This is a genomic window from Corynebacterium sp. MSK032, from assembly GCF_030232065.1.
GTDB classification, from domain to species: Bacteria; Actinomycetota; Actinomycetes; order Mycobacteriales; family Mycobacteriaceae; genus Corynebacterium; species Corynebacterium jeikeium_D.
In genome coordinates, this window is record NZ_JASPJR010000011.1 from 25518 (window position 1) to 39325 (window position 13808).

The 13808-nt window shown below is 60.1% G+C and carries 11 protein-coding genes; all 11 read right to left on the reverse strand.

Annotated features, from left to right (window positions below; genetic code table 11):
* Positions 1-10 precede the first annotated feature (10 nt).
* The 11 genes from QP995_RS07510 to carB all read right to left on the reverse strand — a co-directional run bounded on the left by QP995_RS07510 (position 11) and on the right by carB (position 13784).
* The gene (locus QP995_RS07510) at positions 11-1468 is read right to left on the reverse strand and encodes an RsmB/NOP family class I SAM-dependent RNA methyltransferase (protein ID WP_284853071.1); all 1458 of its coding nucleotides are present in this window, start codon (positions 1466-1468) and stop codon (positions 11-13) included.
* A complete protein-coding gene (fmt, locus tag QP995_RS07515; protein WP_016422720.1) occupies positions 1469-2443 on the reverse strand; it encodes a methionyl-tRNA formyltransferase in 975 nt (324 codons plus the stop codon). It lies immediately after the preceding gene.
* 94 nt (positions 2444-2537) lie between these two features.
* Positions 2538-3041, reverse strand: a complete 504-nt coding sequence (def, locus tag QP995_RS07520; RefSeq protein WP_016422719.1) for a peptide deformylase — start codon at positions 3039-3041, stop codon at positions 2538-2540.
* Between the two features lie 60 nt (positions 3042-3101).
* Positions 3102-5138 (reverse strand): primosomal protein N', encoded by a 2037-nt coding sequence (locus QP995_RS07525; protein ID WP_284853072.1) that lies wholly within the window; start codon positions 5136-5138, stop codon positions 3102-3104.
* A gap of 49 nt (positions 5139-5187) precedes the next feature.
* Positions 5188-6405, reverse strand: coding sequence for a methionine adenosyltransferase (metK, locus tag QP995_RS07530; protein ID WP_016422717.1), 1218 nt, complete (start codon positions 6403-6405; stop codon positions 5188-5190).
* A gap of 118 nt (positions 6406-6523) precedes the next feature.
* The gene (gene coaBC, locus QP995_RS07535; RefSeq protein ID WP_284853073.1) at positions 6524-7804 is read right to left on the reverse strand and encodes a bifunctional phosphopantothenoylcysteine decarboxylase/phosphopantothenate--cysteine ligase CoaBC; all 1281 of its coding nucleotides are present in this window, start codon (positions 7802-7804) and stop codon (positions 6524-6526) included.
* Between the two features lie 27 nt (positions 7805-7831).
* Positions 7832-8110, reverse strand: a complete 279-nt coding sequence (gene rpoZ / locus QP995_RS07540; RefSeq protein WP_005510796.1) for a DNA-directed RNA polymerase subunit omega — start codon at positions 8108-8110, stop codon at positions 7832-7834.
* 117 nt (positions 8111-8227) lie between these two features.
* Positions 8228-8800: a guanylate kinase gene (gene gmk / locus QP995_RS07545; RefSeq protein WP_070438382.1), complete on the reverse strand. Its 573-nt coding sequence runs from the start codon at positions 8798-8800 to the stop codon at positions 8228-8230.
* A 5-nt stretch (positions 8801-8805) separates the two neighbouring features.
* On the reverse strand, positions 8806-9132 hold the full coding sequence (gene mihF, locus QP995_RS07550) for an integration host factor, actinobacterial type (RefSeq protein ID WP_016422714.1): 327 nt from the start codon (positions 9130-9132) through the stop codon (positions 8806-8808).
* 421 nt (positions 9133-9553) lie between these two features.
* Positions 9554-10423 carry an orotidine-5'-phosphate decarboxylase gene (gene pyrF, locus QP995_RS07555; protein WP_284853074.1) on the reverse strand — a complete coding sequence of 290 codons (870 nt, stop codon included), beginning with the start codon at positions 10421-10423 and terminating at the stop codon, positions 9554-9556.
* A gap of 1 nt (position 10424) precedes the next feature.
* Complete coding sequence (gene carB, locus QP995_RS07560; RefSeq protein ID WP_076771762.1) at positions 10425-13784, reverse strand: carbamoyl-phosphate synthase large subunit; 3360 nt, start codon at positions 13782-13784, stop codon at positions 10425-10427.
* Positions 13785-13808: the final 24 nt, after the last annotated feature.

Below are 13808 nucleotides of genomic sequence, written 5' to 3' on the forward strand. Positions count from 1 at the left end.
ACCTCTGAGCCTAGTCGTTCTTGCGCAAAACTGAGAAGAACATCGCATCGGTACCGTGGCGGTGTGGCCACATCTGCACAGATGGATACGGTCCGACATCAGTCATCGGCGTTACCAGCTCGTGTGCCTTCAGCTCCGTCACCGGCAATTCCGTCACTGCCCTATCGACAATGCCCCTGGTTTCACGCAGATGCGGAGAACACGTGGAATAGACGATGATGCCACCCGGCCGTGCCAGACGCACAGCTTCACTGAGCAGTTCAAACTGCAGCGCAGTCAAGGAGTTCAGATCGGACGGCGACTTCCGCCAGCGCGCTTCCGGGCGACGGCGAAGCGAGCCCAAACCAGAGCACGGCGCGTCTACCAAAATGCGGTCAAAGCCTGCCTCCAGCCCGGTATCGCGACCATCCGCAACCGTTACAGTCACTGGCAGCCCGGCCGTGGCCTTCTTCACCAGTTCTGCGCGAGTCGGAGATACCTCAACAGCGTCGAGCTTCGCGCCCTCAATAGCTGCGATGCCGCCGATGAAAGCTGACTTACCACCGGGGCCGGAACACAAATCTAACCAGCGGCCGCTGTCTTCACCGGCAACGGGTGCCATGGTGACGGCACGCGCAATGAGCTGAGAACCCTCGTCCTGCACCGCAGCCAAGCCCTGTCGGACCGGCTCCAATTCTCCTGGGGCACCGGAATCCAAGCGCACGCAGTACGGCGACCACGGTCCCTCTTCACCGCCGGTGATCAGTGCCAATTCCTCAGCAGTAATCTCGCCCGGACGAGCGACCAAGTGCACCACCGGGCGCGCATCGTCGGCAGCGAGTGCCTGCTGCAGCTCACCGGCTTGTGCACCGAGTGCGCGGGCAAACTCCATCGCAATCCAGCGCGGGTGGGCATGCTTCATCGCTACGTAGCTAATCGGATCGGTCGCAGGATCCGGCGCAATCTCAGCCACCCATTCGCTTTCGGTCTTCGAGGAAACCTTCCTCAAAATGGCATTGACAAAGCCGCGGGCACCAGGTCCCGCCACCTTCGCCACTGCCCGCACCGAGGTATCGACCGCCGCGTAGACATCGACGCGCGTACGCAGCAGCTGGTACGTGCCCAGGCGCAGCACGTCCATCACCGGTCCAGCAATATCGCTTAACGGACGTGACGACGATGCCTCAATCACGGCATCCAACAGGCCTTCCGCCCGCAGTGTGCCGTACGTCAGCTCAGTTGCAAAAGCAGCATCCCGACCCTTGAGCTTGTGTGCCTTCAGCAACTTGGGCAGCAGCAGGTTCGCGTAAGCATCATTCTCGCGAACGTCGGCTAGTACCTTCAGTGCGACCTTGCGCGGTTGGTCAATGCCACCGCGATTGTCCCCACCTCTGTTGTCACGGTTACGGTTGCGGTCATTGCGGTTCTGTCCGCTGCGGTTGCCGCGCTGCCGTCCGCCACCGGTGTGGCGGGGTTTGTCGTTGCCCATTTACTCGCAGACCTTTCCGCCGGGTTGGCTACCTCGCGCCCAGTCGGACGCATCCATCATCTTCTTACCCTGTGGCTGCACCTTCACCAGCTGCACATAGCCATCGGCACAACGCACAGATACTCGGTGCTTCTCCACTACCAACTCACCCGGTGTGGCGGCTGCCGCCTCCGGAGCAGCTGCCTTTCGCACCTCGTCGACCGCGGCGCTGTCCTCGTCGGAAAGCGGGGTGAGCTCTCCGACCTTCAAACGTGCGCCGTCGAGAGTTGTCCACGCACCTGGGGCAGGCGTGAATGCACGAGCGCGGCGGTCAAGAAGATGTCGCGGCTGAGTCCAAACGATTCGGGCATCCTCCGGCCCGAACTTAGCGGCGTAACTGACATCCTGTTCTGGCTGAGCGGTCGGACGCAACGCACCGGCTTCGATGCCGTCCATGGTGGCGGCTAGAAGATCCGCGCCGGAGTATGCCAGGCGGGTCAAAAGGTCGTCGGCATTATCGGTCGGGCGAATCGCTTCGGTGACGGTACCGAAAACTGGTCCGGTATCCAGACCCTTTTCAATCCGGAAAGTACTGGCACCCGTGACTTCATCGCCGGCAGCGATAGCTGCCTGCACCGGCGCGGCACCTCGCCAAGCAGGAAGCAGTGAGAAATGCAGATTGACCCAGCCGTGCGTCGGTACATCGAGCAATTCCTCCGGCACGAGATTGCCGTAGGCGACCACCGGGATGCAGTCGGCGTTTAATTCGCGGATCTGCTGCTGGATCTCTTCATCGCGCAGGGTCGTCGGGGTGAGCACGGGAATGTCGTGTTCCAAGGCCAGCGCCTTCACCGGCGAGGGCGAAAGCGACTTACCGCGGCCACGGCGGGCATCGGGGCGAGTGAGAACAGCGACGATTTCATGACGGGAGTCTTCGAGCAACTTCTTCAGTGCAACGACAGCAGGTTCCGGGGTTCCGGCAAAAATCAGGCGCACAGTAAGTGGATTCCTTCCTGGTGGACCTAGTTGTTCTAGTTAATCTAGTGATGAAACTCGGGGCGCCACACCCAGGGGTCTAGGCGCAGGTGAGTTAACCGCGGTTGAGGAACCAGTCCTGCTCACGCAGAGAACGCATCGCGGTCTTGCGCTCGTCGCCCTCGAGACGCTTCAAAAACAGCACACCATCCAGGTGGTCGCTTTCATGCTGCACACAGCGAGCCAGCAAATCATCAGCTTCGAAGCTCACCGGTGTGCCGTGGCGATCCTGGCCAGTAACGCGCACACGTGCGTGTCGAGTCACGGGTCCATTAATACCCGGGATAGATAGGCATCCTTCGATTTCGTGGACAGTCTCGTCGCCGATGGCTTCCCATTCCGGATTGACGATGTGCCCGCGGGTGCCGTTGCAGTCGTAGACGAAAACGCGCTGCAGCACGCCGACCTGGTTTGCCGCGAGCCCGACGCCCTGTTGCTCGTCCATCGTGTCGAACATGTCATCAATCAGGTGCGACAGCGTCGCGTCGAAATCAGTGACGGTATCCGCCTTGGACAGCAACACCGGATCGCCGAAAAGACGTACCTCACGAACTGCCATGAACTTAGAGCCTCCAAGAAAACTGGTGTGAATCAAGCGATAACGCGCTCATTTTAGCAGCTAGCCGAAATTAATCGGATCGACGACAACGCGCACCGGCGTCGGGTCCTTCCTGGTCGCTCGAACGACCTGTGCTGCCTTCAACGCCGCTCCCACCGCCCGTGCTTGCCGACGGTCACAGCGCACCAACATCCGCTGAATAGGTGTACCCGGTTCCACGCCTGCTGGTGGTCTGGCGTTGCGGGGAAGGTCTACCGGCCCCAGGATTTCCGCGCCCGATGGAACCTCCAGGGACTCCATGAAGTTACGCAGGCCCTCTTCAGTCCCGTCCACCGCTGCCACGTGAAAGGCCGGAGGCAGAGCGGCGGCTGTACGGTCGGCCAATTCCCTGTTCGCAGCGCCTACCGCGTCCCATGCCAGAAGATCGGCCACAGTCGGGACTGCAGCATCCGCATCGATAACCACCGCTCCGCCTCGCTCCCGCGGGCGCGCAAGCGTGACAGCCCGAGACCAATGCGCATAGGCCTCTTCATGCGCGCGCAAGTCCTGCCGGCCGAGCATCGCCCAAGTGTCCAGCAGCATCACTGCACCGTAACCCTCCGGCGCATAAGGCTCGGCTCCCGGCGTGGCCACCACGACCCTCGGGCCTTCGGGAATGTCATCAACAATCCGTTCGCCAGAGGAAGCGACGACTGGGAATGGACTGAAAATGCGGCCAAACTCTTCCGCCGTACGTTCACTGCCGACCACGACTGGCCGAATCTTTGTGGAACCGCAGCTATGGCAACGGTGGTGGATGTCGATGCGCCCACACCACCGACAGGTCGGCGGCGCCGGATCGTCCGGGTTATCGGACGGTGGAATTCCCAGTGGACCGTTACACCAGCGACAGCGCGCAGGCGCGCCACAGGAACGACACGACAATGTCGGCACATATCCCTTACGGGGTACCTGGACCAGAATCGGAAGCTCTTCGCGCAGCGAGGCTTTTGCCCGTCGAAAAGCAATGGCAGGAAGGCGTCCCCTACTTACGTCATCCGGGTCTTCGGAAGTGTCCGTCGAGGCAATCATCTCCGGCATGGACTCAGCCAGGGCGTCGGCGCCTGCAACCAGATTGTGCGCCCAACCTGAGGAGACCAGCAGCTGCACCTCTGCTGTACGGCTATACGATGCAAAAATAAGAGCGCATCCCTCCTGCGCACTTCGCGTGACCAGCACCTCGCGAGAGTGGACGTAGGGTGCGCGGGGGTCTACGAGGTTGTCATCGCCATCATCGACAATCACTGCTAAACGCAGATTCTGCACTGGGGCGTACGCTGCCGAACGCGTGCCGACGACTATGCGCCCCTGGCCGTGCAGGATATCCAGGTACCGGCGATAGCGGGACTCGGGCCCGAGACCAGCCCCGAGAAGAGTGAGCTGACGGGCAGAAATGAGCTCGCGAAAAGCGCTCTCGAAGCGCGCCTGCATGCGTGCGTCCGGCACAATGATGAGAACACCGCCACCATCGCGGGCGACCGAAACGCTGAGCGCGGCGAGCATGGCTGCCACCTGTTCCCCTGGAACTGGCTGCCACGCTGCGCGTGCCGGGGCGCCCTTGCGGACGGAATCGACAAAGGATTCGCCGAAGACATAGTTGCCCCAAGCGGAAAGATCCGGATCCTCGGTGGCAAGCTTTCCCAATTCCTCCCACGTCGGGGGCATGTTCTCCTTGCGGGCACGTTCGGCCCGTGCATGGCGGGTTGGGATGGCGGAGCGAATGATGTTTGAGCGTGTTGCGCCGTAATACTCCGCCAGAGAATCCACCAACCGTCGAAGCTGTGGCGGATAGACAACCTCAGTGCTGATGACATCCTTGAGATAGGACAGTTTGCCGTCGTGAGTGGGCGTGGCACAGCGCTCCAGCACCAGCGCATTGACCAATTGGCCGTGGAATCGAATCCGCACCCGGCAACCGACAACCGCTTCCTCCGCTAGCGCGCGCGGAACCAGGTAATCGAAGGGGCGATCCAACTGCGGCAGCCCCAAAAGTGGAAGCACCCGCGCGACTGGCAGCTTCTCAGCTGCGGCGGCGGGTGCGAAGGGGGCGTCGGTCATAGAGTCTTACTCTACTTCCCCACCCCAGGGTCATGCTGGCGGGTGGTGTTTATCCCAGGCCAGCGGCTGCGCGGAGCTCTTCAACACGGTTGAGTTGCTCCCACGGCAGGTCCAAGTCAGTTCGGCCGAAGTGACCGTAGGTGGAGGTCTGCGCATAAATCGGGCGCAGCAAGTCCAGGTCACGAATAATAGCGGCCGGACGAAGGTCGAAGACCTTGTTGATAGCCTCGCGGATGGCGTCGTCTGAAACGTGACCGGTGCCGAAAGAGTCGACGTAAAGGCCTACCGGGCGAGCGCGGCCGATAGCGTAGGCGACCTGAATCTCCAGGCGGTCAGCCAGACCCGCAGCCACGGCATTCTTCGCAACCCAACGGGTGGCATAAGCGCCGGAGCGGTCCACCTTTGACGGGTCCTTACCCGAGAATGCGCCGCCACCGTGGCGAGCCATACCGCCGTAGGTGTCGACGATAATCTTGCGGCCGGTCAGGCCGGCATCGCCCATCGGCCCACCGATAATAAATTGGCCAGACGGGTTGACCAGCAGCTTCAATTCATCGGTAACAAAGCGCTCGCGCAAGTTAGCGTCGTCGAGCACCCAATCGACTACGTGAGTCTTAATCTGCTCGGTAATCCACTCCTGGGTCACATCCGGGTCGTGCTGCGTGGACACCACAACAGTGTCCAAGTACACCGGGTTATTGTCTTCGTCGTAAGCGAAGGTGACCTGAGTCTTACCATCCGGTCGAAGCGATGGGACGATGCCTTCCTTGCGTACCTGCGTCAAGCGGCGAGCCAGGCGGTGTGCCAGCGCAATCGGTAGCGGCATGTACTCCGGAGTTTCGTTGGTAGCGTAGCCGAACATCAGCCCCTGGTCGCCAGCGCCCTTGAGATCTTCTGCTTCGACTTCGCCATCAGAGCTGCGTGCTTCCAGAGAAGTGTGCACACCGTCGTGAATATCTGAGGACTGCTCACCGATCGAAACGGAGACGCCGCAGGTCTTGCCGTCAAAGCCCTTTTCAGAAGAATCGAAACCGATCTCCTTCAGTCGACTCCGGACAATACCGGGGATGTCAACGTAGCTCTTCGTGCGAACTTCGCCAACAACATGGACTAAACCGGTAGTCACCACAGTCTCAACGGCGACCATCGATGCAGAATCCTGCGCGAGCATAGCGTCAAGGATGGAGTCCGAAATCGAGTCGCAAATCTTATCTGGGTGCCCCTCGGTAACAGATTCACTGGAAAACAGCCGAAGATTAGAGGCCACGAGCAGTACAACTTTCTTCTAGATCATTTCCCCACGCCTGCGGTGTCGCTGCGGCGTGGGTTTTCGTTTGATTCGATAATTATAGACCAAGCGGTTCAGTCGCCGTAGTAGGCCTCCGCTACTCCGCTGGCTGAGGTTCCTGTCGCAGCTCGGAAACTGTATCCAAAATCGAACCGGCCACCGAGAATTTTGAGCCCCGCGGCACGTCCCACTGCTCGCCATCGAGAGACAACAACCATCCGACATTGTCCGTCGCACCGAAAGTTTGCCCACCTGAGACGTCGTTACACATGAGCAAATCGCAGCCCTTGCGCACAATTTTCTGCTTCGCAAGCTCGAGTGGCGTCGTCGTCTCGTCGCCGGTCTCAGCCGCAAAGCCCACCATCGTCGTGGTTGCCGGAATCTCGCCCGCTTTACGCCGCTCCACAGTGGTAGCCAGAATGTCAGGGTTTTCTACGAGCTGGATGTTGCTCAAAGCGTCGTCTGCGACGCCCTTCTTCATCTTGGCCCCAGCGGTCGATGCCGGACGGAAGTCGGCGACGGCAGCGGCAAAAATGCAGACATCGGCCAACTTGGAGTGTTCGTGGGCGGCCTTGGCCATCTCCAAAGTGGAATCAACCTTTACAACATTCGCGCCCAGCGGTGTCGGCAACTGATCTGTATGTCCTGCCACCACAGTGACCTGAGCGCCACGCTGTGCTGCCATCTCAGCTAGCGCGAAGCCCTGACGCCCTGAGGAGTGGTTGCCGATAAAACGTACCGGGTCGATAGCCTCACGGGTGCCACCGGCAGTAATCATGAAGCGCACGCCCTCGAAGTCGCGGCGGAAGTGGCGCGGATTCTCGACTGCCGCTAATGCCAGCGAAACTATCTGCTCTGGCTCCGGCAGACGACCTGGACCAGTGTCCTTACCAGTCAAACGGCCATGGGCCGGATCGAGGACAATAGTGCCATGGCGACGAAGAATCGCGACATTATCGCGCGTAGCTGGATGGTTCCACATCTCAGTGTGCATGGCAGGAGCCAGAACCACCGGGCAGGTCGCCACAAGCAAAGTTGCGGTGAGAAGGTCGTCGGCACGCCCGTGTGCGGCACGCGCCATAAAGTCGGCAGTCGCGGGAACCACGACGACGAGGTCGGCCTCCTGCCCCACGCGGACATGCTGAACTTCATCGACTGCGTCAAAAACCGTAGTCGACACCGGGTTCCCCGACAGCGCCTCGAAAGTAGCCGCACCTACAAAATTCAATGCGGACTCGGTGGGAACGACGCGAACATCGTGACCGAGTTCCTTGAAGCCACGAACAACGTGTGCGGCCTTATATGCAGCGATGCCGCCGGCAACCCCGACGACAACCTTTAAACATTCGGATACGTCAGCATTACCGGCGGCATGCATACAGATATCTCCCCTTAAGGAAATGCTCTAGCCCTCAGTGTGGTCCAGCAGACCAGCGTTGATTTCACGAAGAGCGATGGACAGAGGCTTCTCAGCGACCCCCGGAGTAACCAGCGGGCCAACGTACTCCAGCATGCCTTCGTCAATCTGCTGGTAGTAGTCATTAATCTGGCGTGCACGCTTGGCAGCGAAGATAGCCAGAGCGTACTTCGAAGAAGCCTTACCAAGCAGCTCATCGATCGGCGGATTGGTAATACCAATTGGCGGGTCGAACACTGCCTCGGTGGCGGTATTTTCCTGGGTCACGAGAAATCTTTCCTCAATAGAACGTGAGTTACTGGGGTGACAATAGAAACCGTCGGAGCAATAGAAACACCATTGCTTGGAAACGATTTCTACTATCGATGATGTGGAGTCGCCCTGTTACTTGCCAGTAGTCAGCGCCTGAGCGATGGCCGCCACAGCATCATCGACATTGTCGTTGACAACAACCTCATCGAATTCGTGCTGAGCATCCATTTCCACTCGCGCGGTTTCCAGGCGACGCTTGACTTGCGCCTCGGTTTCCGTGCCACGACCAGTGAGCCTGCTGACGAGAATCTCCCAGCTTGGCGGAGCCAAGAACAGCAGGTGAGCATTCGGCGCTACCTTACGGATGGAGCGGGCTCCCGCCAGATCCACCTCAACGAGTACCGGACGTCCCTCGGCGAGAGCTTTATCCACCGGGCCACGCGGCGTTCCAGAACGCTGCAGACCACCGTGGATTTCAGCCCACTCGAGCATCTCTCCTGCATCAATATGCTGTTGGAACTTCTCCGGGGTCACGAAGAAATAGTCGCGGCCATCGACCTCACCCGGCCGTGCGGCGCGGGTGGTCATGGAAACGCTGAAGTACAGTCCGGGAACCTCGGCACGGAGCCGACTGACAACAGTGGATTTTCCCACACCGGCAGGGCCGGCAAGGACTACCAGCTGACCGTTTTCATTCCCGGCCACTGCGACTAGTCCTCCACTGCGTAGCCGAAGCGCTCCAGCAGAGCGCGACGCTGACGGTCACCCAGGCCACGCAGGCGGCGGGTCTGAGCAATCTCCAGGTCATTCATGATGTCCTGTGCCTTGACCTTGCCGACCTTCGGCAGAGCCTCGAGCAGAGCGGAGACCTTCATCTTGCCGATGATCTCGTTCTCGTCAGCCTGCTTGAGAACCTCTGGCAGGTCGATAGCGCCACGCTTCAGCTTGTCCTTGAGCTCTGCGCGTACCTTGCGGGCCTGAGCTGCCTTCTCGAGTGCTGCTGCACGCTGCTCCGGGGTCAACTGCGGAAGGGCCACGTGTTCCTCCGTAAAAATAGATTGGTTAGTTTCTTATTTACTTGCACGAGCCTCGCGTCCACCAAGGGCAGGCAACGACACCGTGCTTAACGATTGGAGACCGTACCGCACTTACCGGTTGTTGAGGCAAATGCTGACGGGGTGTCGATAAAAATGACACCAGGGCTTTATCCGCCCCACCTTTCGGTCGTGGTCAACCAACTCCGGCGATTGTAGCACCGTTTGCCCAGGAGAATGGAAATTGACCACGGTTTTTGTACGAAATCTCCCAGGAATCGTCACAGTAACTTGCCTATACCTACTCCGCCGCCACCTGAGGCTCATTAGGAAAATCTCGGCAGCTAGGTACGGAAGAAGCCCGCAGGGGCACCTGTTCTATGAGGTGCGCCCTGCGGGCCTCTGCCAAATTGTCGATTCGCTGCTAACTCTCGGATAGGAACGGAGCCGCAGCTTCAATAGTTGCGCGCCGCAGCGCAGCAGGATCAGGCCCAGCGGAGAGAATTGCACGCGAAATATTTGGCAGTGCAAGCCCCTTGGATTCCCCTGCCAGACGATCTACATCGGCCGGGGTTCCACCCTGAGCTCCCACACCGGGCATGAGAATGGGACCACGCAGGTCACTGAGCACCGGGGCGTCGTCAAGCGTTGCGCCAACAACAACGCCGATGCTGCCCGCCTTTGCACCAGCGTCAATCTGGCGGGCATTAATAGCGGCTGCCTGGTTGACCATGGTCTGAGCCAGACTCTCACCCGAAACCGTCGCCTTCTGTACGGACGCACCTTCCGGATTGGACGTTGCGGCCAGCACGAACAGGCCGCGTCCGTTCTCCAACGCCAACGAAAACGCCGGATCAAGAGCACCGAACCCAAGGTACGGAGATACCGTCAGTGCGTCGGCGGCTAGCGGCGAGCTATCCGACAGCCAGGCATCAGCGTATGCAGCCATCGTCGAACCGATATCGCCCCGCTTGGCATCTGCAATCGACAGCGCACCTGCGTCCTTCAGGTCCGCCAACGTCCGCTCCAGGACGGCAAAGCCCTTGGAACCGTAGGCTTCGAAGAACGCCACCTGGGGCTTGACGACGGCAACGATGTCACCAAACGCTTCGACGCATGTGGTGGCAAAGCGCTCTAGACCTTCTGCCGATCGCGGTAACTGCCAGGCATCCAGCAACCTAGGGTGCGGGTCGATTCCCACACAGAGCCGGCCGCGCGCGGCGACAACCTCGCTGAGGCGATCGCCGAAACCCTTAATTGTCCGCACTGCGGATCCTTCAGCCTTCGCGGTCATGTTATGCCTGCTCCTGAGCAGCCAACTCTGCCGGGTGGAGTTCCTGCAGAGCCTTAACGCTCATCTCACCGTTGCGCAGTGCCAGAATGCCCTGCAGTGCGGCGACGGCCCCCTGAGCGGTGGTCACACAAGTTACGCCCTGGCTCACAGCAGCAGCGCGAATCTCATATCCGTCAGAGCGTGCGCCAGCAGAACCGGACGGGGTGTTGATAATGATGTCAACCTCACCGTCGCGAATCATGTCGACGATGTCGCGCTCGTCCGTCGGCGCATCGGAATCAGTCGTACGCTTTGCGACGACCTCACACTCAACACCGTTGCGGCGCAGCATACCGGCCGTACCCTCCGTTGCCAGGATGCGGAAGCCCATATCCGCCAGCGTGAGGATCGGGAAGACCAGAGTGCGCTTATCGCGGTTGGCCAGCGAAACGAAGATCGTGCCCTCGGTCGGCAGCTCACCGAAACCGGCCAGCTCGCCCTTGGCGAAAGCGGCACCAAAGTTGTCGGCCAGGCCCATGACTTCACCGGTGGACTTCATCTCCGGGCTCAGCAGACTGTCGAGAGCGCGGCCCTCGAAGTCGCGGAAGCGGTTGAACGGCAGGACCGCTTCCTTAACCGCAATCGGAGCGTCAGCAGGCAGGGAGCCACCGTCGAAGTTGGACGGGATCATGCCCTCTTCGCGCAGTTCCGCGATAGTATCGCCCATCATGACGCGGGACGCGGCCTTAGCCAGCGGAACCGAGGTTGCCTTGGAGACAAACGGTACGGTGCGAGATGCACGCGGGTTGGCCTCGATGACGTAGAGGGTCTCGTCCTTGAGTGCGTACTGAACGTTCATCAGGCCCTTGACACCGATGCCATGTGCCAGTGCCTTGGTGGATTCACGCACCTTGTCGATGATGCCTGCCGACAGAGTCATCGGAGGCAGCGCACACGCGGAGTCACCGGAGTGAATACCGGCTTCCTCGATGTGCTCCATAACGCCGCCGAGGTAGACCTCTTCCCCATCACACAGTGCATCAACATCAATCTCGATGGCGCTGTCCAGGAAGCGGTCAACCAGTACCGGGTGCTCATTGGACAGCTCGGTAGCGCGGTTGATGTAGTCCTCCAGAGTGGCCTCATCGTAGACGATTTCCATGCCACGGCCGCCGAGGACGTAGGACGGACGGACCAGCACCGGGTAACCGATACCAGCGGCAACCTGGCGAGCTTCTGCGAAGGAAGTGGCGGTACCGAACTCCGGCGCCGGCAGCTTGGCCTCAGCCAGCACCTTGCCGAACTCACCGCGGTCCTCAGCCAGGTCGATTGCCTCTGGGCTAGTGCCGACGATCGGAACGCCTGCGGCCTGCAGACGCTCCGCCAGGCCCAGCGGGGTCTGGCCACCGAGCTGAACAATGACGCCTGCGACCTTTCCGGACTGGCTCTCAGCGTGGTAGACCTCGAGGACATCCTCGAAGGTCAATGGCTCGAAATAGAGGCGATCTGCGGTGTCGTAGTCGGTGGAAACCGTTTCCGGGTTGCAGTTGACCATGACGGTCTCGTAGCCAACGCGGGAAAGCTCGAGGGCCGCGTGGACACAGGAGTAGTCGAACTCAATGCCCTGGCCGATACGGTTCGGACCAGAACCGAGGATGATGACCTTTTCCTTCTCGGTCTGCGGGGCGACCTCGGACTCAGCAGCCGGGTCCAGCTCGTATGCCGAGTAGTGGTACGGAGTCTGTGCTTCGAACTCGGCGGAGCAGGTATCGACAGTCTTGAATACCGGGTGGATGTTCAGGCGCCAGCGCAGCTCGCGCACGCCGTCTTCCCCGGCCAACTCCGGACGCAGCGCAGCAATCTGAGCGTCGGACAGGCCCCAATACTTAGCCTCACGCAGCAGGTCGGAGGTCAGCACCGGAGCGTCGATAAGCTCCTTGCGGATATCCTGCAGGTTTTCCATCTCGGCGATAAACCACGGATCCAGGCCGGAAGCTTCGTGGATCTGCTCGATGGAAGCACCCAAACGCTGAGCCAGCTCAACGTCGTAGATGCGGCCTTCAGTCGGACGCTTCAGATCTTCAAGGACAGCGTTGACATCGTTTGCGCGCTCACCTGCGAAGTCCTCATCCGGAACAGTCCAGAAACCAGCTGGCTTGTTCTCCAGCGAGCGCATGACCTTACCGAGCGCGCCGATGTAGTTACGGCCGATAGCCATGGCCTCACCGACGGACTTCATGGTGGTGGTCAGCGTATCGTCAGCACCTGGGAACTTCTCGAAAGCAAAGCGTGGAGCCTTGACAATCACGTAGTCCTGCACCGGCTCAAACGCTGCCGGGGTTTCACCGGTGATGTCGTTGGTGATCTCATCAAGGGTGTAGCCGATAGCCAGCTTGGCAGCAATCTTTGCAATCGGGAAACCAGTTGCCTTGGAAGCAAGCGCCGACGAGCGGGAGACACGCGGGTTCATCTCAATGGTGATGATGCGGCCGTCATTCGGGTTGATGGCGAACTGGATGTTACAGCCACCGGTGTCAACGCCGACCTCACGCAGAATTGCGATGCCTTGGTCACGCATGGTCTGGAACTCGCGGTCGGTCAGAGTCATCGACGGGGCGACAGTCACCGAGTCACCAGTGTGGACACCGAGGGCATCAACGTTTTCAATGGAGCAGACCACGACGACGTTGTCGTCGCCATCGCGCATGAGCTCGAGCTCAAATTCCTTCCAGCCGAGGATGGACTCCTCGATCAGAACATTGGCCTCGGGCGATGCGGCCAGGCCGCCACCTGCAATACGGTCGAGGTCTTCCTGGTTGAAGGCCAGACCGGAACCCAGACCGCCCATGGTGAACGAAGGGCGAACAACGACCGGAAGACCGAGCTCTGCAACAGTCTCATGGACTTCTTCCATGTTGTGGCAGACGCGGGAACGAGCGGACTCGCCACCAATCTTGGCGACGATGTCCTTGAACATCTGGCGATCCTCACCGCGCTGAATGGCCGGAATATCAGCACCAATCAGCTCGACATTGTACTTCTCCAGAATGCCCTCGCGGTCCAGCTGAATAGCTGCGTTCAGAGCAGTCTGGCCACCGAGAGTTGCCAGGACAGCGTCAATCGGGTTGCCCTCTGCAGCTTCCTTGGCCAGGATCTTTTCGATGTACTTGGTTTCAATCGGCTCGATATAGGTGGAGTCTGCGAACTCCGGGTCAGTCATAATCGTTGCCGGGTTGGAGTTGACCAGCGTGACTCGCAGGCCTTCTTCGCGTAGCACGCGGCAAGCCTGGGTGCCGGAGTAGTCGAACTCGCAGGCCTGACCGATAACAATCGGGCCGGAGCCGATAACCAGTACGTGGTTGATGTCTGTACGACGTGGCATGGTGTTAGGTCCCTTAGCCCTTTC

Bases quoted from the DNA above. Each gene is read 5' to 3' on its own strand.
- QP995_RS07525 (WP_284853072.1), bottom strand. From the start codon at position 5,138: ATGACCGACGCCCCCTTCGCACCCGCCGCCGCAGCTGAGAAGCTGCCA.
- carB (WP_076771762.1), bottom strand. From the start codon at position 13,784: ATGCCACGTCGTACAGACATCAACCACGTACTGGTTATCGGCTCCGGC.
- def (WP_016422719.1), bottom strand. From the start codon at position 3,041: ATGGCAGTTCGTGAGGTACGTCTTTTCGGCGATCCGGTGTTGCTGTCC.
- pyrF (WP_284853074.1), bottom strand. From the start codon at position 10,423: ATGACCGCGAAGGCTGAAGGATCCGCAGTGCGGACAATTAAGGGTTTC.
- coaBC (WP_284853073.1), bottom strand. From the start codon at position 7,804: ATGCATGCCGCCGGTAATGCTGACGTATCCGAATGTTTAAAGGTTGTC.
- QP995_RS07510 (WP_284853071.1), bottom strand. From the start codon at position 1,468: ATGGGCAACGACAAACCCCGCCACACCGGTGGCGGACGGCAGCGCGGC.